Raw genomic sequence first — 24896 nt, forward strand, 5'->3', positions numbered from 1 at the left:
TCTTATCTCAAAGTTAAGGACTAATGGGGCTTACACACTTTTTTAGGACAGTATCTTAAACACTGATATTCAGTTTATTAGTTTGCAAAACTCTTTGCTAAATCTGCAAGTTTCCTACCTCGAAGATAACAAAACCTGCAGATTTGATAAAGAATATCAATGTATATTCCCCTGAATAACAGAGATTAAATATCTTTTCAAGGGGCGACTACTTATTGTTCGCACATGCGGGATCTTATGTTTTTCCATATTAGTTTTGTGGATTGATCTCAGGATAAGGTGTGGTTTGTATCGTACACTGCAATTGATGTTTGAAGGTGCGTGATGGAAGGAATTGTTACATGGGCTCCTCCGATTTGATTGGAATCATTGCTGTCCGATAAAACTTTTGCATTCACTCGTAGCCCCATTCAAGCTCAGGTAATATTCGGATGTAAGCTCTCTTCCTCCAAAATAAATTCCTAAACACCTGTCATTCAGTAAAAACATCAGCTGCCCGCTAAAATCTGCGTGAAAAGGACGTTATACAGTCCTGTGTTTGCGCCAGAGGTTTTTGAATAGTAGACTGAAGAAGGGAATGTGTACGATTATACGGTTTTCATCCTTCCTCAAGGTCGGCTGTCCGAAAAAAACAGTGCTGTATAAAGGTGGGGGGGTACTGAAACAAAATCAGACGGAATACAACCTATTTACTAGGATTGAAAGCCCTATTTTGCCCTCTTCTAAAGTTTAGCGGACAGCAATAGATTGGAATAAACTAAAAAAGAGAGCCTCAAAGGAGTAAGACTTTGAGGCTCTCGCGCAAACTACTATTTGAGCTTAAGATTTATTCTTGCTCAAGTAGGATTTTCATTAGTTCTACTGCAGCTTTTGCTACTGAGGTACCGGGTCCGAAGATGGCTGCTACTCCTGATTTATATAGGAAGTCGTAGTCTTGGGCAGGGATGACACCTCCGGCGATCACCACTATGTCGGGACGACCGAGCTTTTTGAGCTCTTCGATCACTTGAGGTACAAGGGTCTTGTGACCTGCTGCAAGAGAGGAGACACCCATGATATGGACGTCGTTTTCTACTGCTTGGCGGGCAGCTTCGGCGGGAGTCTGGAAGAGTGGCCCCATATCGACGTCAAAGCCACAGTCTGCATAACCGGTAGCTACAACCTTTGCACCACGATCGTGCCCATCTTGCCCCATCTTTGCGATCATGATACGAGGTTGACGACCTTCTTTCTTTGCAAATTCTTCGACTAACTTACATGCTTGGATGAAATCGGCATCTTGTTTTGTCTCTTGAGAATACACGCCTGAAATAGTTCTGATTACGGCTTTATATCGCCCGACAACCTCCTCGCAAGCATCGGAAATCTCTCCGAGTGAAGCCCTCACCTTAGCTGCTTTTACAGCAAGGTCAAGGAGGTTACCCTTACCTGTACGTACACTTTCTGTGATGGCTGCAAGAGCTTCCTTCACAGCCGCTTCATCACGGTTGGCTCTAAGTTGTTGTAGGAGTTTGATCTGCTCTTCACGTACGGCAGTATTGTCTATCTCAAGGATGTCGATAGGAGCTTCTTTTTCAAGGCGGTACTTATTGACACCCACAATCGTCTGAGTATTTGAGTCTATACGAGCTTGCGTACGCGCCGCGGCTTCTTCGATACGTAGTTTTGGAAGACCGGTTTCGATAGCTTTGGCCATACCACCCATACTCTCGATTTCTTGGATGTGTGCCCAAGCCTTGTGAGCGATCTCGTGCGTAAGAGCTTCGACATAGTAGGAACCGGCCCATGGATCGATCTCCTTACATACGAGAGTCTCTTCTTGAATGTAGATCTGAGTGTTACGTGCGATACGAGCCGAGAAATCCGTAGGAAGTGCGATAGCTTCGTCAAGGGCATTTGTGTGCAGAGACTGGGTGTGTCCAAGGGCTGCAGCCATCGCCTCGATACATGTACGACCGACATTGTTGAATGGATCTTGCTCTGTGAGTGACCAGCCTGATGTCTGTGAATGGGTACGGAGAGCGAGAGACTTAGGATTCTTTGCATCGAAACTCTGTACGATCTTTGCCCAGAGCATACGTGCGGCTCTCATCTTCGCTATCTCCATGAAGTGATTCATACCGATAGCCCAGAAGAACGATAGACGTGGTGCAAACTTGTCCACTTCTATACCTGCCTTGATACCTGCACGCAGATACTCCAGACCGTCTGAAAGGGTGTATGCCATCTCGATATCACAGGTCGCTCCGGCTTCTTGCATATGGTAACCGGAGATGGAGATAGAGTTGAACTTCGGCATGTTTTGAGAAGTATACTCGAAAATGTCTGCGATGATACGCATGCTGAACTCAGGTGGATAGATGTAGGTATTACGCACCATGAACTCCTTGAGGATGTCATTTTGGATTGTACCAGCCATCTCTTCCAACTGTGCACCTTGCTCCAACCCTGCATTGATATAGAATGCAAGGACAGGAAGCACAGCACCGTTCATCGTCATGGAGACAGACATCTTGTTGAGAGGAATACCGTCGAAGAGGACTTTCATGTTTTCGATCGAACAGATCGATACTCCGGCCTTACCGACGTCACCCACAACACGTTCGTGATCGGCATCGTATCCTCTGTGCGTCGCCAAGTCAAAGGCCACCGAAAGACCCTTCTGACCCGAAGCAAGGTTACGGCGATAAAAGGCGTTGGACTCTTCTGCGGTTGAAAAACCTGCATACTGACGGATTGTCCAAGGGCGCATAGCGTACATTCCGCTATATGGCCCTCTGAGATAAGGAGGTAATCCTGACACGTAGTCCAAGTGCTCCATCCCCTTGAGGTCCTCCTCAGTATAGACAGACTTTACCTTGATTTGTTCGGGAGTCTCCCAGTTGTAGTCAATATTATTCTTTGCAACGAAATCAGCCAAGGTGGGTTGTCCCCACTTCCCATCGTTGATGTTGATATTCTTATATGTTGGTCTCATGTGAAAATAATCTGATGGTTAGTAAATAAGTCAACCCTTGATATTGAGAAGTTGTTGGAACTTAGTCAATGTTTCAAGGACATTAACTTTCACATGGATAAAGTGCTCGATACCTTTGGCTTGAAGCTCTTCCATACAAGCAGGTGCACCCGCAATTACGAGAGGTAGCCTTCCTGCAATAGTATCGAAAGCTTGTGGGCCAAATTCGGCATACTCATCATCTGAAGAGCACAACACTATGATGTCAGCGTTAGCTGCTATCGCAGCTTCTACTCCTTCCTGAACTGTTTTGAAGCCGAGATTGTCGATCACCTGATACCCGGCACAAGCAAAGAAGTTGGATGAGAACTGTGATCTAGCCAATCTCATAGCCAAGTTACCGATCGTCAGCATAAATACTTTCGGACGCTTATCAGCTGCTTCGGTGGAGAGTCGCAAAGCTTCAAAGTCTGAAGCCCCACGGCTAAGATCGAGTGGGGTGACACTTGCCATCTTTTCGCAACCACAAGAATGTCTTCCATCCGATGTTGCAAGTCGGTCGCTTGCTGTCTCATTGAAGTTCGGGAAGATATTGGTACCAAGGAGAGCTTCTCTTCTTGTTGCCACAGCTTTATGTCTTTCAGTGTTGGATTTGTTGACCGCTTCTTGGATTGCTCCTTTGTCTGCCATTGCTGCAAAACCACCGTTATCTTCCACTTCAAGGAAGAGTTTCCAGGCCTGCTGAGCGATGGCATCGGTGAGATGCTCAATATAGTATGAGCCGCCCGATGGGTCTACAACTTTATCAAAGTGAGACTCTTCCTTGAGGAGAAGTTGTTGGTTGCGAGCGATGCGTTCTGAGAATTCGTCGGCATCTTTATAGACGATATCAAAAGGAAGGACGTTCAACGAGTGTACTCCGGCTATAGCGGCGGACATAGCTTCGGTCTGAGTCCGAAGGAGATTGACATAAGCATCATATACGGTTTTGTTCCACTTGTTGGTCTCAGCATTGATGATGAGTCTTGATGCTTCGTCGGAAGCTCCATTATTCTTTGCGATGAGAGCCCATAGCCAGCGAGCAGCTCTGAACTTCGCGATCTCCATGAAGTAGTTGGAGCCGATACCAAGGTCAAATCTTATTTTCTGAGCCACCTCATCGACAGGTAGACCACATTTCTCCACAAGGGTAACAAGTACATCTGCACCTGCAGCAAGGCTATACCCAAGTTCTTGGAAGATATAAGCACCTGCATTGGCCATGTCCACGCCCTTGATATTGATACAAGTATATTGCTTGAGAGGTGCTGTTGCAGTGATGAGGTCTTGAGATATCTTGATCCATTCATCTGTCGCTACTCCCTTTAGCATTTGCTTTTTGAAGACTTCAAAACCCACTGATCCCACACACTTGTCGAGATTTTTGGTCTTTTCTGACAACGCCTCTACGACTACACCTGCGAGTTTAACCACTACCGATCGACAAGAGTAGAAATTGAGTTCGACCGCAGTGACATCTACCCCTTCGAGGAGAGTCAGTAGAGCTTCTTTAGATACATGAGCATGTTTAAGATGAAGTCCCAAAGATGTTACTCCGGAGGTCAATGACTTCTTTATCCCGGTATTAGCCTCTGTGAGGTCATTGATTGAGAAATCTTGTCTCACGTACCATTCATTGCTCGCTTTGATACCTCTTATGTAGGGGAATTCACCGGGCAGGGTGTCTTTAGACTTCAGATCTGCGATATTCTCTCTTCGGTAGAATGGATTGACGTTGAACCCTTCAGTCGTCCGCCAGACAAGTTTCTTGTCAAATGGGGCTCCTTTCAGGTCGGCATTGATCTTGTCCATCCATTCCTGAGTCGAGACCGGAGGGAATACAGCAAATAATTTTTCGTTTTCTATATTCATGTTGCTGTCCAGTTTTTATGTGTTATTTAGGGTCTATGGGTGTTGGCAGAGGAGAATAAGGATACAGTTTTCCCTATACTGAATATCTATTTCCCTTCACTTCAACATTCGCAAAGTAAGTCAAAAAAAATGATAAATGGTACTGCCTGCCCGTTATTTCGTGTCTTAAATACCTAATATATGTGAGTTGTGGTTACATCCCAATAGGAGAAAATCCGCTCACACGAATGTAACGAGGAAACGTCTCAATCGAAAAATTGAAGGCGTCTCCCCGTTACATCGTGAATTTATGTCTTACGAAGTCTTCTTTTACTTAACTCTCTTGTAGCCGTATTGAGCGAGAGACCCGAGTTCTTCTTCGATACGTAGAAGTTGGTTGTACTTAGCCATACGATCTGAGCGGCTGAGTGAACCGGTCTTGATCTGTCCTGAGTTCGTTGCCACTGCAATGTCCGCGATTGTTGCATCTTCGGTCTCACCCGAACGGTGCGAAGTTACCGATGTGTAGCCGTGGCGGTGTGCCATTTCGATTGCATCAAGAGTCTCAGAAAGCGTTCCGATTTGGTTCACCTTGATGAGGATTGAGTTACCACAACCCTGTTCGATACCCTTCTTGAGGAACTCGACATTGGTCACAAAGAGGTCATCACCTACGAGTTGGCACTGATCACCGATAGCATCTGTGAGCATCTTCCAGCCTTCCCAGTCGCCTTCGTCCATTCCATCCTCAATAGAGTCGATAGGATACTTGTTGACAAGTTCCTTGAGGTAAGCCACCTGTTCTTCGCGTGAACGCTTGGCACCGCTTACTCCTTCAAACTTGGAGTAGTCGTACACACCATCCTTGTAGAACTCCGACGATGCACAGTCAAGAGCGATAGTCACATCCTTCTTAGGTTCATAGCCTGCCTTGCGGATAGCCTCGAGGATAGAGTCGAGTGCATCCTCTGTAGCCTTGAGCGCCGGAGCAAAACCACCTTCGTCTCCCACGGCGGTGCTGAGACCACGCTCGTGGAGTACCTTCTTGAGTGCGTGGAACACCTCTGCACCCATGCGAAGACCTTCACGGAACGAGGCTGCACCCACAGGGCGGATCATGAACTCTTGGAATGCGATAGGCGCATCAGAGTGCGAACCTCCGTTGATGATGTTCATCATCGGAACTGGGAGTACAAATGTATTTGTTCCGCCGATATATCTGTATAGAGGTATGCCGAGGTACTCTGCACCTGCCTTTGCAGCAGCAAGAGACACACCAAGCATGGCGTTAGCTCCGAGTTTACTCTTTGTCTTGGTACCATCGAGTTCAAGCATCTTCTTGTCGATAAGGCGTTGATCGAGTACGCTCATTCCGATGAGTTCGGGAGCGATGATGTTATTGATATTTTCGACAGCCTTTAGGACTCCTTTACCGAGGTAACGACCTTTGTCGCCATCACGAAGTTCAAGCGCTTCGTTTTCACCTGTTGAAGCTCCTGATGGGACAGCTGCTCTACCGATGACGCCACAAGCAAGATGAATATCTACTTCGATGGTTGGATTTCCTCTTGAGTCAAGGATCTCACGGCCGACAATCTTTACAATTTCCATAACTATGATTCTGTATTAAAGTGATTTTGTGGAACTACCCCTTTCCCGTGGGTGAGGAATACCTTCCGTCTGTTTTTATCTATATGCACAAAGTTAATAATTTGTGCGCAATTCGTAAAATATCAGACTTAGGGACTTTTTTCGGAGGCGTAAAAATGAAAAAACTCTCGTCAAGAGGGACAAAAAAGGTTGTCTAACTTGTTGCGTCAAGTTAGACAACCTTCGTCATCAAGTTAGACAACTTGTTTTGTCACGTTCTTCAACATTTTTTGAACCTCTGATCGGATGACTCCCCGAAGCCTATGTCCTTGGTTGATTTCTTGGCAAAAAGATGTCGGTATAAGTTGTTTCTTTTTAACTTTGTGAACACTTGACTTGCTCGTCAAGACCCTTTGTGTACTATGGATGTATTGAGGGGAGGGATATCTTAAAAAAGATGAAGACTGTTGCCTTTTGTTGTGATGATTTGGTCTTCATAACTTATCTGTCGATGGCCTTGGTGGATATTTTCCTTCTTCCGGTCCTTTGTGCATAGTTTTTTGAAGATTTTTCAATGATATGATTTTACAACCTAATAAATACTCTCAAGAACTATGAAAAGAAAAACATTACTATCTCTCCTTGTAATAGGGCTTCTATCAATCTTAAACCCAGGTCCGGTTGTGGCTCAGTCTGACAAGAAACCTCAACTCGCAAAGGAGGGACGTACTATCGAGGAAATTGTCCCTGAAGGTTGGGAAGAGCAACACGAGAAAGGGGACCTCAACAAGGATGGGATTGAGGATCTTGTCTTGGTGGTTTTATCCAATGATCCTGCCAATATTAGGACGAGGGATGATGGCTATCAGTACAACTTCAATCCCAAAGTTCTCACAGTGTACTTTGGATCTCCTTCCGGGGTGTATAAGCAGTTTAAGGCTTGGGATAAGGCTATCCCCGGCCGTGAAGATGAGTATACGGATACTGAGGTTCATATTTCTATCACTCCCAAAGGTGTGATGGACATCCGTGTTACCTTTTGGTCAAGTGCAGGGACTGCCGATACCGGTGGTACTACATATAGATATAGATTTCAGTCGGGCGACTTTTATCTCATTGGTGAAGAAAGCGGGTGGTTCAACCGCATGACCGGACAAGGAGAGATGACCAGTGTCAACTATCTGACCGGACAAAAGAACGTTACCACCGGGAACATGATCGAAAACAAAGGCATGAGAACTAAGAAACTCAAGTTCAAGAAAGAGCCTCTGCGCCTCTTAGGGTCATTCTGTATGTAATCTAACCCTTGAGAGAGTAGATAATTACTCTCATTGTACAATAACAGAGCGGAGGCATCAAGTAATGCCTCCGCTCTGTTTATACCCATATTTATTGAAATTGAATAACGTCGTTATTCGTTATTTTCTTGCTTGTCTTTTTAGGGTTGATCTTCTTGTTGTTGAACATAAATCTTACGGATAGTTCCGCTATAATGCCGTAGTTTTGGTATCCCGATAGGATGGTAAGATCTTTTGTTCGGAGCTCTCTTTTGTATTTTTTAGTATCCCAAAGAAAATCTGTGACGGAGGCACTAAGATTGAGACGATCATCAAAGAAGCTCTTTGTCAGAGAAGCTCCACAGTTGTAAAAGTTAAATCCTGTCCCTGAAAGCATGATGGTTGGAAAATTATATGCTCCATAAAGAGTGAGGTAATACGCCATAGGGAGATTGATGTTGAAATCGGAGTAAAGTCCTCCTGTATAGCCTTTATTGGATGTTTTGAGACCTCCCAAGTTTCCTTTAATATAAGTGTAGTTCAGATTACCGTTGAAGGAGAGGGAGAGAATGGCGTTGGGCATATACGAGATGTATGCCGCTGTATTTATGCTGTGATATCCTCCGCTGTTGGCGAATGTTCGATACAGTATGCCGTCTTGATGTAGATGGTAATCAGCCTCGATCGAGTTGTCGCACATGGAGTAGTCGGTCGAAAGGGTCAAAAATACCTTTGAACTGTTTAAAGTGTATTCGATGCCTGCTTTATGGTGTCGCTCTGCCCGGATGTCAGGGTTGCCGAAGTATACGTATGTGGGGTCTTGGACTGTACCTTTGGGATTGAGATAGTGAATACTTGGTCGTGAGATATGGCTTCTGTAGTAAAGGTTGAGAATGTTTTCTTGGGGTAGGGTATAAGATATGGTTAAGGCCCCTAATAAGTCGTTGAAATGGGTGCTGAAGTTTTTGTTTGGCATCAGATCATAATATATTCGCTCTAGGGTCAGTTCGTTTCTCAATCCGGCTGTGACTTTCCATGAGTTTATGGCATAAGAATACTCTCCATAAGCTGCTATGATGCTTTGTTTGTGTGCAAATAGATCACTTGCATCGTTGTTGTATTGCCATCCTGACTCTTTTTGTTCTTGGGTATAGAGTTTGGAGTCATTGGAGTTCAATCTCACAATGTACTTCATGCCTGTGTTGAGGGTATGCGGATCCATAATTTTTTGTGAATAATCACATTGTAGGGTGTGTTCGATATTGTGAGTGGATTTCCAAATACGTTGACTATGTCTATTATAATTTTCCTTTTTTGAGACGATGAAGTGATCATCAACGTCTTTCGGCATATCGGTGAACTTATACATCAGTAATAGAGTTCCTGATGTTCCCAATTTACGTTGGTAATTGGCTGATATATCTATGTTGTTGTATTTGGTATCACTTGTTTCCATGATGTCAAATGCCGAAGTTTTCTCTTTGTTGACATTATATAAGGTGTTGGCTTGTAGACCACTTCCATGAGTGTGTAACTTGAAGTAGTTGATAGTGATATTCAGTAGGTTTTTATCATTGGGTGTCCATGAAGATGCGACCATGAGCATATCATAGTTGTTCTTGTCATAGATCCTTTCTTTGTCTTGCAGTAGTCTGTGTGAGTGTTTGTCGTTGAGGAAAGTGCGATCATTGGTCCAGATCTCTTTGTACTTGTCTTGTCCCGAATGTGTATATGTTGCTTGCAGTGTTACTTTATTGAGTTGTAGTGCTAAAGATGCCTCTGTACTATAAGATCTGCGGCTACTGCCGGTGAGGCTGATACTTCCGGTCATAGGCATTTCAAATGTTTGTTTGGTGACAATATTGATAATACCTCCTGAGAATTCTCCGTCATACTGCACTCCCGGGTTCGCTATGATCTGGATCTCTTTGATGGTACCGGCCGGTATGCTTTGAAGAACTTCTTTAGGATTCGAGTTCAGTGCAGTTGATGGTACTCCGTTGATGAGAAGTGTTGGTGATATCCTCCCTTTGATGAGAAAGTTCCCATCTCTATTTGTCAATAGTGGAAGCCGTCTGAACAATTGATATAGGGATGAACTCTTGGCCATGGGGTCGGCTTGGACAGAATAAATGAGTTTATCAATTTGGACTTTGATCAGTTTTCTATTTGCTGTCACAGACACTTCGTTGAGGAGAATGTCTTTTTTTCGAAGTTTTATCGTTCTGAGAACTGTGTCAGTACTAAGAGAAGTCAGCTTGGTGTTAAACTCTTCAAAGGCTAAACTGCTAATTCGAAGATGATATGAGGCTTTGGGTACATCTTTTAGCACAAATCGTCCCTCTGCATCGGTGTTGGTCGCTGTATATAAAGTTGAGTCAGGTAGTCACCATAGTACGACTGTACAAAAGGATAGTGGACTATCTTCTTCGTCTACAACTTTTCCTGTTAAATGAGATTTTCTCATTTCCTGAGATAATGACATGGCTGGGAGCAAAAGCAAGTACGTGCAGATAGCAAGTCTATAAATCACTTTGGTCATTGTGCTTTGATATTATGATATAAGAGGTACTGACAAGAGTTAGACTGCTCTGCTACCTGTCATTAGCCCGACAATATATCAGATTTTACTCGTTGTGAAAACTTGGAAAAAGAAATAGTTGCTCCTAATTTAGATAATTATGGAAGTTTGACAAAATAAACACAATTATAAAAAGATGTTTAGTATGATAGATTCAGTATAAGCGTCAATCTAATTAGATTATTTCTGAAAAAAGTTTATATTTGTAGTCGGAGTAATTTTGATAGCTCTGAGAACCTAATACTACACTAACAATTTAATACTTCTAAAATTTACAGCTATGGATCTAAACATGTTTCCGGCGGAACCCTACCGCATCAAGTCAGTCGAGACCGTAAAGATGAATACTCGCGAAGAACGTGAAAAGGTTGTCAAAGAGGCCGGTTACAACACATTTTTGATCAATTCTGAAGATGTGTATATTGACTTGCTTACAGACTCAGGTACAAATGCCATGAGTGACAAGCAATGGAGCGGTATGATGATTGGTGATGAGGCTTATGCAGGCAGCAAAAACTTCCACCACCTTCGTGAAACAGTAGAAGAAATATTTGGTTTCAAGTATGTCGTCCCTACGCATCAAGGTCGTGGCGCTGAGAACCTCCTCAGCCGTATCGCGATCAAGCCGGGTCAGCATGTCCTCGGAAATATGTACTTCACCACAACTCGTTATCACCAAGAGGCTAATGGCGGTATCTTTGGGGATATTATCCGTGATGAAGCTCACGATGCTACTCTCGATATCCCATTCAAGGGGAACATTTGTCTCAATAAGCTTCAAAAGGCTATCGATGAATATGGTGCTGAAAATATCGCTTATATTTGTCTTGCTGTGACTGTGAATCTCGCAGGTGGACAACCCGTGTCGATGGAGAACATGCGTCAGGTACGCGAGCTTACCAATAAATATGGTATCAAGGTCTTCTACGACGCTACTCGTTGTGTCGAAAATGCTTACTTCATCAAAGAGCAGGAGCCGGGTTATGCAGACAAGACCATCAAGGAGATTGTCCACGAGATGTTCAGCTATGCTGATGGTTGTACAATGAGTGGAAAGAAGGACTGTCTTGTCAATATCGGTGGATTCCTTTGCCTTAACGATGAAGAGATGTTCCAGTCAGCGAAAGAGCTTGTCGTGGTATTCGAAGGTATGCCATCTTATGGTGGTCTTGCGGGTCGTGATATGGAGGCTATGGCTATCGGTCTCAAGGAGTCTCTCCAGTACGAGTACATCCGTCACCGTGTGCTCCAAGTGCGCTATCTCGGTCAGAAACTTATCGAAGCAGGTGTGCCCGTGGTACAGCCTATCGGTGGTCATGCTGTCTTCTTGGATGCTCGTCGCTTCTGTCCACACTTGACACAAGACGAGTTCCCGGCTCAGTCTCTCGCCGCAAACCTTTATCTTGAGTCAGGTGTCCGCTCTATGGAGCGTGGTATCGTATCTGCCGGTCGTGATAAAGTAACGGGCGAAAACCACCGTCCACAGTTGGAAACAGTACGCCTTACCATTCCTCGTCGTGTATATACATACAAACACATGGATGTTGTGGCTGATGCTGTTATCAAACTATTCAAGCACAAAGAAAGCATCAAGGGGTTACGCTTCGTATATGAGCCAAAACAACTTCGCTTCTTTACAGCTCGTTTTGAAGAAATTAACAAGTGATACAGCACTTGTAATCTGATACATAAGAGACCTTTCACGAGTCCGTGAAAGGTCTCTTTTTACTTAATCAGTAGGGGGTAAATCAGTGATATATTGAGAGAAAACTGTATCTTTGTGGCGCATAATTCACAAAAGTCTATGAAGGATCAGAAAAAAGAGCTTTTGAGAGCTAATTTCAATATTTATAACACTCGTAAACGTACCAAAGAATTATTTACCCCAAAGCATCCCCTCCATGTGGGAATGTATGTCTGTGGACCTACAGTCTATGGGGATGCTCATCTGGGTCATGCTCGTCCTGCTGTGACATTTGACTTGTTGTTCAGGTACCTTCAGCACTTGGGTTATAAGGTGCGTTATGTCAGAAATATCACCGATGTGGGACACCTCGAACATGATGCTGATGAGGGTGAGGATAAAATTGTAAAGAAGGCGCGTCTCGAACAAATCGAGCCCATGGAAGTAGTACAATATTACTTGACTCGCTACCACAGAGACATGGATCGCCTCAATGTACTTCCTCCTTCTATCGAACCAATGGCGAGTGGACACATCATTGAGCAGATCGAATTGGTCAAGCAAATCCTCGACAAAGGTTATGCTTACGAGAGTGAAGGGTCAGTGTACTTTGATGTTGAAAAGTACAACAACGATCACAAGTATGGTATCCTCTCCGGACGAAATGTGGATGAGATGTTGGCGACGACGAGGGAGCTCGATGGACAATCAGAGAAGCGCAACTTTGCGGACTTCGCTCTTTGGAAAAATGCAAAGCCTGAGCACATCATGAGATGGCCTTCACCTTGGGGTATTGGCTTTCCGGGCTGGCACTGTGAGTGTACAGCGATGGGATACAAGTATCTTGGTGATGGCTTCGATATCCACGGCGGTGGAATGGACCTCATATTCCCACACCACGAATGTGAGATAGCTCAGGCAGTGGCTTCACACGGCAGGGAGATTGTGGACTATTGGATGCACAATAATATGGTTACAATCAATGGACAAAAAATGGGTAAGAGTCTTGGAAACTTCATAACTCTTGAAGAGTTTTTCAATGGCTCCCACCAGCTTCTTGAGCAGGCTTATAGTCCGATGACAATACGCTTCTTCATGCTCCAAGCGCATTATCGCTCTACAGTAGACTTCAGCAATGAGGCATTACAGGCTTCGGCAAAGGGCTTGGAAAGGCTTTTGGATGCATACGCGGCCCTTCAGACACTCACAGCAGGTGAGGCGGGTGAGCAGCTCTCTGATTATGAGGCGGAATGTTATGCTGCTCTAAATGATGACCTCAATAGCCCGATGGTCATAGCTCAACTCTTTGATGCCACGCGTCGTATCAATGCTGTGAAGGCGGGGGAATATACGCTTTCGGCCGAACAAATAGAGGCTCTTAAGGGTTTGTTTGACACTTTCCTCTTTGACATCCTCGGTATGCAACAGGCAGGTGCTGCTGTGAATGCTGCGCACGAGAAGGCTTTTGCCGGTGCTATGCAGCTTTTGTTGGAGATTCGCCAAGATGCGAAGTCAAGAAAGGACTGGGCAACCTCTGACAAGATCAGAGACGAGTTGGCTAAGCTTGGTTTTGAGATCAAAGACACGAAGAATGGCGCGGAGTGGAAGCTCTCTTAACTGAAATATGTTGCATCTCTCTAAAAAACTTTTACAGAATATTCAACCATAAACTACAATATGCTTATTCAAGTTTTGAAATCTAAGATCCACAGGGTTCATGTCACAGATGCCAACCTCGACTACATCGGTAGCATCACCATTGATCAAGACCTTATGGATGCAGCCGATATACTACCGGGCGAAAAGGTTCAGATCGTAAATAACAATAATGGTGAACGTATCGAGACGTACACGATACCTGGCACGAGAGGTTCGGGGACTATTTGTCTTAATGGAGCTGCAGCTCGTAAGTTCCTTAAAGGAGATGTCATCATTATCATCTCATACGCTATCATGGACAGAGAAAAGGCTAAGACTTTTGAGCCCAAAGTTGTCTTTCCTGATACAAAAACAAACCTCCTAAAGTAAGCTATACACGATGAGTCAATACAACATAGAAACAAGGTTGCAATCTGCGATAACAAAGGTACTAAACAGCCTCTACGGCATAGAGGTGGCACCGGAAACGGTTACAATCCAAACAACAAAAAAGGAGTTTGAGGGACACTATACACTCGTTGTCTTCCCTTATCTCAAGGCTTCTAAGAAAAGTCCGGAGATGACGGCAGCTGAGGTCGGCGAAGCCCTTCTTGCTCAGACCGATCTTATCAGCCGATTTAATGTTGTCAAGGGATTCCTTAATCTTGTGTTATCTCAGCATGTGTTTATTGACTTGTTAAGGTCGGCTGCCACAGATGAGAATTATGGCATCACGCCTGTCAGTGGTGATGCACCCCTTTATATGGTCGAATATTCTTCGCCCAATACAAACAAACCTTTGCACTTGGGACATGTCCGTAATAATTTCTTGGGTTATAGCGTAGCACAGATTTTGAAGGCCAATGGCAAGAGGGTCGTCAAGACCAATATCGTCAACGATAGAGGAATCCACATCTGTAAGTCTATGTTGGCTTGGAAGAAATGGGGGGACAATGCCACTCCTCAATCAACAGGCATCAAGGGTGACCACCTCGTAGGTAACTTCTATGTCTTGTGGAATACCAAATTTGCTGAAGAGACAAAGCCTCTCATCGATGGCGGGATGACTAAAGAAGAGGCTGAAGCACAGTCTGCAATCATGGCTGAGACTCGCCAGATGCTCAAAGACTGGGAAGAGGGTAAGCCCGAGGTCATCGAGATGTGGAAGATGATGAACGAGTGGGTCTACGAAGGTTTTGGTGAGACTTACAAGCGAATGGGGGTCGACTTTGATAAGATCTACTATGAAAGCGATACCTATCTTGTCGGTAAGGAAGAGGTCTTAAGGGGGCTTCGTGAGGGGTTGTTTGTTCAAGATCCTGATGGTTCGGTGTGGGCTGATCTTACAAACGATGGTTATGACCGAAAGGTTTTGCTCCGATCTGATGGTACCTCAGTCTATATGACACAGGATGTCGGTACAGCAAAGATGCGTTATCAAGACTATACCATTGACCAAATGATATATGTTGTAGGCAATGAGCAAAACTATCACTTTGAAGTTCTTTCAAAGCTGTTGGATAAACTTGGTTTTGAGTTTGGTAAGACGCTTAAACACTTCTCCTACGGGATGGTAGAACTTCCTGAAGGCAAACTCAAAAGTAGAGAGGGAAAAGTTGTCGATGCAGATAACCTTATGGATGATATGGCCGAGCAGGCTTATCTAATCTCTAAGAATGCGGGTAAGGGTACGGATATGAGCGAAGGGGAAAGCCGTGAGGTCGCAAGGATCGTGAGCCTTGGTGCATTGAAATACTTTTTACTGAAGGTCGATCCCAAACGCAGTTTGCTTTTCAATCCTGAAGAGTCCATCGACTTCAATGGTAATACCGGTCCTTTTATTCAATATACCTATGCTCGTATCCGCAGCATACAGCGTCGTGCGGAAGTTGAGGGGGCAAGGGATCTTTCTGCTCTTACCGGTGCAGAGTTACCTGTGCTATCGGAAAAGGAATTGATGCTTATCCGTCGTATAAATGAATTCCCGGCAGTTGTTGCTGCTGCAGGAGCAGACCTGAGCCCCGCTCTTATCGCTAATTATACGTATGAGTTGGTGAAGGAGTATAATCAGTTTTATCATGATCGCTCCATCCTCAATGAGCCTGATATTGCGAAGAGAGCTCTTCGTTTGACGCTCTCGTCAGCTACGGCCAAGGTTATCAAGACTGCTATGTCCTTATTGGGTATAGAAGTACCGGAAAGAATGTAATACAACAAGGAATACAAAGTAGTTTGTCCCATGGAAACATCACGTAAATCGCCAGAAGAAAAGCAGCTTGAACTTGATAAGAGATACCTCCGAATGGCCAATATTTGGGCTGAGAATTCTTATTGTGAACGCTTGAAAGTTGGAGCTCTGATTATCAAGGATAATATGATTATCTCTGATGGCTATAATGGCACTCCATCCGGTTTTGAAAATATCTGTGAAGATGAAAATAATGTTACAAAACCCTATGTGCTTCATGCTGAGGCTAATGCTATAACAAAGGTTGCTGCTTCATCGAACAACAGTACGGGTGCAACGATCTATGTGACCAATGCACCGTGTATAGAGTGCTCCAAACTTATCATCCAAGCCGGGATCAAGAGGGTAGTCTATAGTAAGGAATATAGACTCACGGATGGTTGTGATTTGTTGCGTAGGGCCAACATCAATGTAGAGTGTATACCTCTTGACGAGTAACCATATATCTAAACAAAGACTACTTAAAATTGTATCTCTAAATGAAATCAAAGAAAGTTCGCTACGCTCTTTATGTAGTTTCCTTATTACTTTTTAGTACCGTGGGATACCTGTTGGGTAGATACAGTTTGAATATTAGAGGGGGGAGTCATGCCTCTTTGAGAAAACTTGAGGCTACTCTGAATCTGATAGACAAGTACTATGTCGATAGTGTCTCGATAGACTCCATTGTGGACAAGCTTGTTCCTGCAGTTTTTGATCACCTCGATCCCCATTCTTTTTACCTAACAGCTCAACAGAGATCAGAGGAGAAAGAGTCTCTTGAGGGACACTTCTTTGGTATTGGTATTACTTTCAATAACATGAAAGACACAGTCATTGTAATCAATACAATACCTAATGGGCCTTCTGATATTGTGGGGATTCAGGCTGGAGATCGTATAATCGCTGTTGATTCGATAACCATAGCCGGACAAAAGATTGAAGATGACTCTATTCGTAGTCTTCTTAAAGGTCCGAACCAGAGCCTTGTCTCTCTTGAGATTTTCAGACCCAAAGATAACTCCAACAGAACAATAAAAGTAAAGCGTGGTGAGGTTGCTATCCGTCAGATGGATGCAACTTATATGATCAATGATTCCTTGGGCTGTATTGCTTTTTCTCGTTTTTCGATGAATACTTACAATGAATTCATCAGAGCCTTTACTCAATTAAAGCAAGAAGGGATCAAGGGACTTGTTTTGGATCTAAGAGGGAATCCTGGAGGACTTATGCATGGAGCTTTACTCCTTAGCAATAGTTTCCTAGAGGCTAATCAACTGATTATTTATACCGAAGGTAAAGCCGAGCCTCGTAGTGATGTCTATAGCGATGGGCGGGGATCTATAAAAGATATGCCTCTGTATATTTTGATAGATGAAGAAAGTGCTTCAGCCTCGGAAATCATAAGTGGAGCAATACAAGATAATGATAGAGGAATTATCATCGGGCGTCGCTCCTTTGGTAAGGGGCTTGTCCAACGCACATTTGATTACAACGATGGTTCTTCATTACATCTCACCATTTCAAGATACTACACTCCTTCCGGCCGTAGCATTCAGAGAGAGTACAAACTTGGCAATGATGATAGGTATCTTTCAGACTGGTATGAACGCTTGATGGGAGGTGAGCTTTTTCATGAAGATAGTATTAAGCATCAGGGGCTTATCTATCATACTGCTGCCGGCCGTATAGTGTATGGGGGAGGGGGGATTATTCCTGATGTATTTGTTCCTAGAGATACTACAGGGTATACATCGTATTTTTCGGAAATCGCGAATAAATCTTTACTTCCAAAATTTGCCTTTCTATATTCCGATAAGCATCGAGAGTTACTTATGAGTTTTGGGGATGGTATGGCATGCTATAATTTCTTGAAGAATCAAGGCCTCGTATGGCAGTTTGCTAGTTATGCAAATACCCAAGGTGTAAGGGTCCGTAATTATCAGATATATAAGTCTCAGGAACTCATTGCAGATATATTGTATCGAATGATTATTTCGTATACATATGGTCAGGATCTTGCTGCAAAAGTACGTGCATACAATGATCCTATGATCCAAAAGGCCGAGGCTCTTTTCAATCAAAAGATCTACTCTCCTATGGATTTGGATAAGTATGTTGAACCTACTGTTGTAGTACCCTCTGAAATTGTGGCGGTAGACGAGAACTGGGATTGAGTTGATCGAGTTTGAGAACTAATAAACTATGCAGCTCACCGAAGATAAAAAAGAATTAAGACGGAGGGTCAAACAGAGTTATAAGTCGTTGACGCAGGAGGAGAGAAGAGGGCTTTCGGAGCTTGCTGCATCGAAGATGTTGTTAAGGCTCTCTGAGGTTCCTTCTGGAACTAAAATTGGTGTTTTTCTCTCTATGTGGGACGAGCTTGATACGTCCTTTATCATATCTTCATTGATGGCAGAAGGGCACTTGAAGGTGCTTATCCCGAGAGTTGAGGGCGAAGAGATGCAATTTTATCCTTACGATCCGGTGCGTATTGATATCATTTCTGAATATGGGATCATGGAACCTAATAATCCTGAGGCGGATGCTGATGTACCTGAGGTTATGGTTGTGCCCGGCATTGCATTTGATACTGATGGTGGTAGAGTCGGGCGAGGCAAGGGCTTCTATGACAAGTATTTTTCAAGGTATAGCCGCTATATCAAGGCAAAAATTGCATTCGTTGCCTCGTTTCAAATATTTCCCCATGTCCCCATGGATTCTCATGACATCCGAATGGACGAAATTATTACAGACAAAGAGCACTTCATGGTTGAATGACGGATGTTGCTTCCCTCAAGTACTAATCAAAGCGTACTCCCTCTGCCGGACGTATATTTGAGATAATAGTTGTCGGAATAAAGATGACAAGGTACAGTGCAACGATTGTCAATGCATTTGTGAGGAGGATAGCCCATACAGATATGTGTATTGGGACATACTCAATATAGTACTGGCTTGCATCCAGCCTGAAGATCTTAAAGTAACTTTGAAGTCCTGCTATAATCAGAGCGATGCTATTACCCCACAACAAACCTTTGAGTAGTATTCGGACGGCCATGTGGTGAAAGATTTTACGCAAAGATTGGTTAGATTGCCCAAGGGCTTTTAGTGTTGATATTGCCTGGACTTTTTCTAAAATGATGACGATTACCCCTGTGATTATTGTCATGCTTGCCACAGCGATCATTAAGATCAGGATTAGCCTCACATTGGTGTCAAGAAGATCTACCCAGCCATACATCACAGGGTTCATTTCTTGAGCTGTCAGCATGGTGTATCTTCCTTGTCCATCACTGACTCGCTGTGCAAGGATATCGTACAACTTATGGTATATTTCCTCTGTATTACGATCATCTGATAACTTTATTTCTATTCCACCGGATTGGGCTGTACTCCATCCCAATACACTCCGTATATCTTTGATATTGCCTATGGCCAAGTGTTCGTCATAGTCTTTGAATCCTGTTCGGAAGATTCCCTTGACTACAAACTTCCGGACTTTTACTTTTCCTTCGTCAAAAAAATAAGCCAAAGTCGTACTGTCCACGTCAATGTTGAGGTATTGGGATAAGTATGATGAGATCAGGAGAGAACCCTTATCTATATCGTCAAATGAGGGACATTCACCTCGTATCAGGTATTTACTGAAAAACTCTTTGTTGTATAAGCTGTCTACTCCATGAATAACTACACCTCTATAGGCGGAGTCTGTTTTGAAAACACCCATTTGGTCTGCAAATGTGTAGGCAATGCCGCTATGATCACTTGCTTCTATTTCTCCACGTATCTTTTCTAATAGATCTTTTGGAGTCTCAAGGGGTATCGTGTATTGGTTATGCGCATTTTCAGGATGAAAAATCTTGATATTGCCCACAAAACCATTAATCTTTTCCCTTATTTCTAGTTTAAATCCTTGTACAATAAATACCGATAGTAGGATTAGACTTACTCCCAATGCTATCCCTATAGCCGAAATCCGGACAGTAGGGAGTATCTTCTTTATCCTCGTGCCATCTTCTTCTCTGTACAAGAATTTGCTTGCTATAAATCTATGCAGATAACCCATATCTATATTATCCGATCAAGAAGATCGCAGGACGCTTGTGTAGAGATATTTGTGAGAAGATTTTTTTCCACTCTTTTATAGAGTGAGAGTGTATTTCCTCATTCTCTGTTGTCAGGTCTATTGCGACACACAGATGTATGGAGTCAGGTAGAGTTTTGCAGAGTTCGGCTATCATTTTATCATTGCGATATGGAGTCTCTATGAAGATCTGTGTTTCTCCATGCTCCCTTACTCTGTGGATCATGTCGGTAAACTGTGACTTGCGCTTTTTTTCATCTATAGGTAGATAACCAAGAAACGTAAATCTCTGGCCACTGAATCCGGAGGCCATCAGTGAAAGAAGTATTGATGATGGGCCTATAAGTGGTACTACCTGTATTCCCTTTTGGTGGGCCTCTCTGACTATTAAGCTTCCGGGATCTGCCACGGCAGGGCATCCGGCCTCAGACATCAGGCCGATATCTGTTCCCGACAACAATACCTGCATGACTTCGGCCGGATAGACATAACCATTGTGTTTATCTATCTCATATATTGTCAACTCAGATATTTTACTTTCCGGCAGCACAGATTTAATGTACTGTCTGGCAGTCTTTGCATTTTCAACGATAAAGACTTTGAGTCCTGACAGCACTTGTAGATTGTAGAGCGGTTGATAGCGGTCTGTTGGCGAGATGCCTAAGGAAATCGGGATCAGGTATAGTTTCCCTTTAATCATAGCTCGTATATGCTGCTCAAGGCTTCTTCAAGTTCCGGATGTAAAAACTCAAATCCTTCGTCTTGGATCTTTTGGCTTGAGACTTTATTCCCATTTAATATCAGATTACTTGCATCTCCGTACATCAGGCGGATGAATGGGCTAGGGACCCATAGTGCACAAGATTTTCCCGTATAAAGGTATGCCAAGGTTGATACGACATCTCTGTATGTTACCAAATCCGGAGCCACGGCATTGTACACACCTTTGGCAAAAGGATTTTGGATGACGAAATGGAACATTCGACAAAGGTCATTGACGTGTATCCAAGGTACATACTGCTTGCCACTGCCGAGCACAGATGCTATTCCATAGCGGCACCCCATGGCCATGAATGGAAGAGCACCGAAGTAGTGGCTAAAAACCAGGCCAAGTCTTAAAATAACAACTCGCTCTGCAAGATTCTCGACATGAAGAAATTCGGCCTCCTCCTCCCAAGCCTGACAGACCTTAGGGATAAAACCTTTGCCGGGTTTTGATGTCTCATACTTGATATCTTCAGAGTTTTCCAGACCATAGTAACCTGTGGCAGATGCGGAGACGAAGGTTTTGAGACGTATGTTTTGTGTCATCAGAGCTGAAGCGAGCAGAGTGATGGAGTCTGCTCTGCTTGAGATTATTTCATTGCGATAACGAGCTGTCCATCTATGTCCAAAGATACTCGCACCTGCAAGATGTAGTACATGATCCACACCCTCCAATGCTACAGGATCTATAAATCCTAAATCCGGATCCCAATGATAGACATTGGGCCCGACAGGGCGGCGGCTCAAGAAGCGTATGTTATACTTCCCATCGTAAAGTGTGGCAAAGTGATTGGCAATCATACCCTCAGCCCCTGTTATCAGCAAAGTCTCCATTTTGATCTGTTTTACTAAGTGGATTTGGTTGGTTCCTCGTATGTCAAGAACTGCATAAAGATAGAAAATTATCACTGATTAGTGATGCTCCGGTCTCACTAAAGTAGCTTTCATTTTTGTCTTGGATACTTAAAATGAGCTTGAAAAGTAGCCTAGCTTATACCGGCAAGGTAAGGATTCCTTCAGGGTAAGAATTGTTTATTGTGAAGGTTCCTTTCTTTTTTGATGTGCTTCAGAAGTCAAGGAGTTTAAATCTGCGGCGGACTTCAGAGATGGGCATCGGCTCTTCATAATGCCACCATTCCCTGTGATAAGGACGTAACCCTACTTTTTTCATCAGGTCTATGAGTAACCTCCGATTTTTTATGGACTCCTTTGAGATTAGGCCTTTTTGCAATAGTTTTTCCTCTTGTCCCAAGTGAGCTGACTCTCCAAAAAAGTCAAAAGGAGTTCCCATATCTATTTCTTTCTCAGAAGATTTATTCCATATCGATAAGTCTACAGCTACACCAAAATTGTGGCGTCCTCCTTTCGTCGGTTTGGCTACATAAACACTTTGAGGTGTGCCTTGTACAATAGAGTACATATACTCTTGTACGCTCTTTGGCCTTGCTGCATCGTATATGACAAGGCATAGGCTGTCTTTTGAATTAAGTCGTAATATTGCGTTGGCCTTTTTAAGTTTTTCTGCTATGTGTGGCAGAGCATAAGCTTTTCGAAGAGAACCGTACATGTCCTTCCCCATAAAGTTGTCCTCCGAGGCATACTTTAGGTCTACCATGATAGTAGGATCAACAGCTTGTATATCCACCAATCCATACTGTACCATCAAATCCTCATAGTTTATGGGTGGATTCTGAGCTTTAATCGTTTGGGTTAACAAAAAAATAATGGCCAGCATCCATAAGATTTGGATGTGACCACTACTTTTATGAGTCTCATGTTTACTCATCATATGAGATATTAGTCGTTCATCGTAAAGAGGAACTCAACATTGTCTACCGTTGTTTCCATACGCTTCTTAACCTCTTCCATAGCCTCGATAGAGTTCATTTCTCCAAGTGTGCGACGCAATATCCACATACGGTTAAGCGTATTGCTGTCCTGAAGGAGATCATCGCGACGAGTGCTGGAAGCCATGATGTCAACAGCAGGATAGATCCTTTTGTTAGCCAGTTTACGGTCAAGTTGAAGTTCCATATTTCCGGTACCTTTGAACTCTTCAAAGATAACTTCATCCATTTTTGAGCCGGTGTCTATGAGTGCTGTTGCAAGGATGGTGAGACTTCCTCCGTTCTCTATATTGCGGGCAGCTCCGAAAAATCTTTTTGGCTTTTGTAGAGCATTGGCATCCACTCCACCCGAAAGTACCTTGCCAGATGCCGGCTGTACGGTATTGTAAGCCCGAGCAAGACGGGTGATAGAGTCGAGTAGGATGACAACATCATGTCCACACTCCACAAGTCTTTTGGCTTTGTTGAGTACGATGTCTGCAATCTTTACGTGTTGTTCGGCAGGCTCATCAAATGTCGAAGCAATAACTTCTGCATTTACACTACTTGCCATATCTGTTACTTCTTCGGGGCGTTCATCGATAAGAAGGATGATCATATAAACTTCCGGATGATTGTGCGCTATCGCATTTGCAATGTCCTTAAGGAGCATTGTCTTACCGGTTTTAGGTTGAGCTACGATGAGACCTCTTTGTCCCTTGCCGATCGGAGAGAAAAGGTCTACAATACGTACACCAATCTTATCAAATACCTTCGTACATGAAGGGGCTTCAAGCTTGAACTTTTCGGTTGGGAATAGTGGAGTCAAATGATCAAACGGTACTCTGTCTCTCACGCGTTCCGGTTCGCAACCATTGAGTTTGAGTACTTTATACATTGGGAAATATTTTTCCTTCTCCTTCGGTGCTCTGATGATGGCTTCAATATAATCTCCTGTCTTCAGTCCAAGGTTTTTTATTTGAGCTTGTGAAACGTATACATCATCAGGGGAGGTAAGATAGTTGTAGTCACTTGATCGGATAAATCCGTAACCATCCGGCATGACCTCAAGCACTCCCACCATGGTCAACGCATCCCCAAAATCGTAGTATTTTTCTTGATTTTGAGTGTTTTGAATATTTTGAGGTTTATTGTTTTGAGCCTGGGTTGTCTCTTTTGTTGGTTTTACCTGTTGGTTTTGCTGGTGAGCAGGGGCTTGTTTTACTTCTTTGTTCTGCTGAGGGCGCTGTTGTTTTATCTGATTATTTCTTTGATCATTTTGTGGTACCGGTGTAATGATATCCATCATCTGATCCAAGACAGATGAACTGCTTGCATTCTTATTTACAAATACGAGAGGACGTTTTTCGTCCTGTTTAGTTTCCTGCTGTTTTTTTTCTTCGGAGGATGAGGTCTCCGGAGCCTTGTCCTCTGTCTTTACGTTTGCCGGAGTAAAACTATTGACATCAGGTATTATATCCTTGTGTGTAAATGCCAGGGGCTTTTCCTGCTTAGGCTTTTGAGCTAAGTGCCCCTTAGGTGTTTCTTCACTTGGGATATTACCCTCTTTTGGCGATGCCTCAGCCTTTTCCAAAGAATTCTTTGGCTCAGATGTCTCATTTTGTTTTTTAGGACGCCCTCTCTTTTTCTTAGCCTCGGTAGGATCATTTTGCTCCGGCTTGTTGTCAGAGACTTTTTTCTCTGCAGAGATATTCGGCCCTATAGGAGTTTTTGTTCCCTCTTTTGCGTCTGCTTGCTCCTCCTTTTTCTCTTCTTTCGAGGGCTTGGCAGTCTTTTCGGAACCTTTTGCTTTTGTTTTCTTTTCTGGAGTCTTTTCTTTGATTTTGTTTGCGATCAGGACTGCCTGTTCATCAAGAATGCTATAAACAAGCTGGTTGGATTGTTGTTTCTCGGGAGACTTGATGCCAAGATCTTTTGCTATTTTCACGAGTTCATCTTGCGACATCGCATTAAGTTCCAAGATATTGTATGTTTGTGCCATAGATTGAGTTTTGGCTTTTAATATATTACTTATAGGTACTGCTTTTGGATAAGCAAATCCTTTATACACTTAAGTCTTTCGGTATAGATGTAAGTGAATTTAATGTACTCTATTGATCACTAGGTTGTTAAGTGAATATATTTCCACTCACTAGTTTAAGACAAAAAATGCCCCCACATACATACCACAAGGTTGATTAAGAACACCCTCTGGTGAAAGTAATTGTAATTTTATTGATTCGATGAAAAAAAGATAAATCGCAGTAACGACCCGCGACAGAACACTCTTATAGGAAGGTTGTCTCTCTGAAGAGTAAAAGGTGGGCAGTGATGGATTCGAACCACCGAAGGCGTAAGCCAGCTGAGTTACAGTC

Annotated in this window: 18 protein-coding genes; 8 read left to right on the top strand and 10 right to left on the bottom strand. The window is 43.4% G+C overall.

Annotated features, from left to right (window positions below; all coding sequences use genetic code 11):
- Positions 1 to 826: 826 nt before the first annotated feature.
- The 3 genes from scpA to eno all read right to left on the bottom strand — a co-directional run bounded on the left by scpA (position 827) and on the right by eno (position 6457).
- Positions 827 to 2977 carry a methylmalonyl-CoA mutase gene (gene scpA, locus Q4A14_RS05880; RefSeq protein ID WP_303170637.1) on the bottom strand — a complete coding sequence of 717 codons (2151 nt, stop codon included), beginning with the start codon at positions 2975 to 2977 and terminating at the stop codon, positions 827 to 829.
- 30 nt (positions 2978 to 3007) lie between these two features.
- Entirely contained in the window at positions 3008 to 4867 is a 1860-nt protein-coding gene (gene mutA / locus Q4A14_RS05885) for a methylmalonyl-CoA mutase small subunit (protein WP_303170639.1), read from the bottom strand.
- Positions 4868 to 5176: 309 nt separating this feature from the next.
- Complete coding sequence (eno, locus tag Q4A14_RS05890; RefSeq protein WP_303170640.1) at positions 5177 to 6457, bottom strand: phosphopyruvate hydratase; 1281 nt, start codon at positions 6455 to 6457, stop codon at positions 5177 to 5179.
- A gap of 593 nt (positions 6458 to 7050) precedes the next feature.
- Here eno and Q4A14_RS05895 point away from each other — a divergent pair.
- On the top strand, positions 7051 to 7734 hold the full coding sequence (locus tag Q4A14_RS05895) for a hypothetical protein (protein WP_303170642.1): 684 nt from the start codon (positions 7051 to 7053) through the stop codon (positions 7732 to 7734).
- Between the two features lie 91 nt (positions 7735 to 7825).
- On the opposite strand, the gene Q4A14_RS05900 is transcribed toward Q4A14_RS05895, so the two are convergent.
- Positions 7826 to 9892 (bottom strand): outer membrane beta-barrel protein, encoded by a 2067-nt coding sequence (locus tag Q4A14_RS05900; RefSeq protein ID WP_303170643.1) that lies wholly within the window; start codon positions 9890 to 9892, stop codon positions 7826 to 7828.
- A gap of 682 nt (positions 9893 to 10574) precedes the next feature.
- Between Q4A14_RS05900 and Q4A14_RS05905 the strand changes: the two genes are divergently transcribed.
- The 7 genes from Q4A14_RS05905 to Q4A14_RS05935 all read left to right on the top strand — a co-directional run bounded on the left by Q4A14_RS05905 (position 10575) and on the right by Q4A14_RS05935 (position 18624).
- Entirely contained in the window at positions 10575 to 11960 is a 1386-nt protein-coding gene (locus Q4A14_RS05905; protein WP_303170645.1) for a tyrosine phenol-lyase, read from the top strand.
- A 138-nt stretch (positions 11961 to 12098) separates the two neighbouring features.
- Positions 12099 to 13595 carry a cysteine--tRNA ligase gene (gene cysS / locus Q4A14_RS05910; RefSeq protein WP_303170647.1) on the top strand — a complete coding sequence of 499 codons (1497 nt, stop codon included), beginning with the start codon at positions 12099 to 12101 and terminating at the stop codon, positions 13593 to 13595.
- Positions 13596 to 13655: 60 nt separating this feature from the next.
- Complete coding sequence (panD, locus tag Q4A14_RS05915; protein WP_303170649.1) at positions 13656 to 14006, top strand: aspartate 1-decarboxylase; 351 nt, start codon at positions 13656 to 13658, stop codon at positions 14004 to 14006.
- Between the two features lie 10 nt (positions 14007 to 14016).
- A complete protein-coding gene (gene argS, locus Q4A14_RS05920) occupies positions 14017 to 15825 on the top strand; it encodes an arginine--tRNA ligase (protein WP_303170651.1) in 1809 nt (602 codons plus the stop codon).
- 30 nt (positions 15826 to 15855) lie between these two features.
- Positions 15856 to 16302: a dCMP deaminase family protein gene (locus Q4A14_RS05925; RefSeq protein WP_303170653.1), complete on the top strand. Its 447-nt coding sequence runs from the start codon at positions 15856 to 15858 to the stop codon at positions 16300 to 16302.
- A gap of 41 nt (positions 16303 to 16343) precedes the next feature.
- Positions 16344 to 18020 (top strand): S41 family peptidase, encoded by a 1677-nt coding sequence (locus Q4A14_RS05930; RefSeq protein WP_303170655.1) that lies wholly within the window; start codon positions 16344 to 16346, stop codon positions 18018 to 18020.
- Positions 18021 to 18048: 28 nt separating this feature from the next.
- Entirely contained in the window at positions 18049 to 18624 is a 576-nt protein-coding gene (locus Q4A14_RS05935) for a 5-formyltetrahydrofolate cyclo-ligase (RefSeq protein ID WP_303170657.1), read from the top strand.
- Between the two features lie 22 nt (positions 18625 to 18646).
- Here Q4A14_RS05935 and Q4A14_RS05940 read toward each other — a convergent pair whose 3' ends face one another.
- The 6 genes from Q4A14_RS05940 to Q4A14_RS05965 form a co-directional block, all read right to left on the bottom strand.
- A complete protein-coding gene (locus tag Q4A14_RS05940) occupies positions 18647 to 19912 on the bottom strand; it encodes an ABC transporter permease (RefSeq protein WP_303170658.1) in 1266 nt (421 codons plus the stop codon).
- Positions 19913 to 19919: 7 nt separating this feature from the next.
- Positions 19920 to 20630: an SAM-dependent methyltransferase gene (locus Q4A14_RS05945; RefSeq protein WP_303170660.1), complete on the bottom strand. Its 711-nt coding sequence runs from the start codon at positions 20628 to 20630 to the stop codon at positions 19920 to 19922.
- Complete coding sequence (locus tag Q4A14_RS05950) at positions 20627 to 21529, bottom strand: TIGR01777 family oxidoreductase (protein ID WP_303170661.1); 903 nt, start codon at positions 21527 to 21529, stop codon at positions 20627 to 20629. The genes Q4A14_RS05945 and Q4A14_RS05950 overlap by 4 nt, the downstream gene beginning before the upstream one ends.
- 232 nt (positions 21530 to 21761) lie before the next feature.
- Positions 21762 to 22358 (bottom strand): M15 family metallopeptidase, encoded by a 597-nt coding sequence (locus Q4A14_RS05955; RefSeq protein WP_303170663.1) that lies wholly within the window; start codon positions 22356 to 22358, stop codon positions 21762 to 21764.
- A 134-nt stretch (positions 22359 to 22492) separates the two neighbouring features.
- The gene (rho, locus tag Q4A14_RS05960) at positions 22493 to 24523 is read right to left on the bottom strand and encodes a transcription termination factor Rho (RefSeq protein ID WP_303170665.1); all 2031 of its coding nucleotides are present in this window, start codon (positions 24521 to 24523) and stop codon (positions 22493 to 22495) included.
- Between the two features lie 150 nt (positions 24524 to 24673).
- Positions 24674 to 24896 (bottom strand): hypothetical protein (locus Q4A14_RS05965; RefSeq protein ID WP_303170667.1); only part of this gene is annotated, 223 nt, incomplete at its 5' end.

It is taken from the genome of Porphyromonas sp., assembly GCF_030529325.1.
Lineage (GTDB): Bacteria > Bacteroidota > Bacteroidia > Bacteroidales > Porphyromonadaceae > Porphyromonas_A.

Excerpts from the sequence above, each read along its gene's own strand:
- scpA (WP_303170637.1), bottom strand. The coding sequence starts at position 2,977 with ATGAGACCAACATATAAGAATATCAACATCAACGATGGGAAGTGGGGA.
- mutA (WP_303170639.1), bottom strand. The coding sequence starts at position 4,867 with ATGAATATAGAAAACGAAAAATTATTTGCTGTATTCCCTCCGGTCTCG.
- eno (WP_303170640.1), bottom strand. The coding sequence starts at position 6,457 with ATGGAAATTGTAAAGATTGTCGGCCGTGAGATCCTTGACTCAAGAGGA.
- Q4A14_RS05895 (WP_303170642.1), top strand. The coding sequence starts at position 7,051 with ATGAAAAGAAAAACATTACTATCTCTCCTTGTAATAGGGCTTCTATCA.
- Q4A14_RS05905 (WP_303170645.1), top strand. The coding sequence starts at position 10,575 with ATGGATCTAAACATGTTTCCGGCGGAACCCTACCGCATCAAGTCAGTC.
- cysS (WP_303170647.1), top strand. The coding sequence starts at position 12,099 with ATGAAGGATCAGAAAAAAGAGCTTTTGAGAGCTAATTTCAATATTTAT.
- panD (WP_303170649.1), top strand. The coding sequence starts at position 13,656 with ATGCTTATTCAAGTTTTGAAATCTAAGATCCACAGGGTTCATGTCACA.
- argS (WP_303170651.1), top strand. The coding sequence starts at position 14,017 with ATGAGTCAATACAACATAGAAACAAGGTTGCAATCTGCGATAACAAAG.
- Q4A14_RS05925 (WP_303170653.1), top strand. The coding sequence starts at position 15,856 with ATGGAAACATCACGTAAATCGCCAGAAGAAAAGCAGCTTGAACTTGAT.
- Q4A14_RS05930 (WP_303170655.1), top strand. The coding sequence starts at position 16,344 with ATGAAATCAAAGAAAGTTCGCTACGCTCTTTATGTAGTTTCCTTATTA.
- Q4A14_RS05935 (WP_303170657.1), top strand. The coding sequence starts at position 18,049 with ATGCAGCTCACCGAAGATAAAAAAGAATTAAGACGGAGGGTCAAACAG.
- Q4A14_RS05940 (WP_303170658.1), bottom strand. The coding sequence starts at position 19,912 with ATGGGTTATCTGCATAGATTTATAGCAAGCAAATTCTTGTACAGAGAA.
- Q4A14_RS05945 (WP_303170660.1), bottom strand. The coding sequence starts at position 20,630 with ATGATTAAAGGGAAACTATACCTGATCCCGATTTCCTTAGGCATCTCG.
- Q4A14_RS05950 (WP_303170661.1), bottom strand. The coding sequence starts at position 21,529 with ATGGAGACTTTGCTGATAACAGGGGCTGAGGGTATGATTGCCAATCAC.
- Q4A14_RS05955 (WP_303170663.1), bottom strand. The coding sequence starts at position 22,358 with ATGGTACAGTATGGATTGGTGGATATACAAGCTGTTGATCCTACTATC.
- rho (WP_303170665.1), bottom strand. The coding sequence starts at position 24,523 with ATGGCACAAACATACAATATCTTGGAACTTAATGCGATGTCGCAAGAT.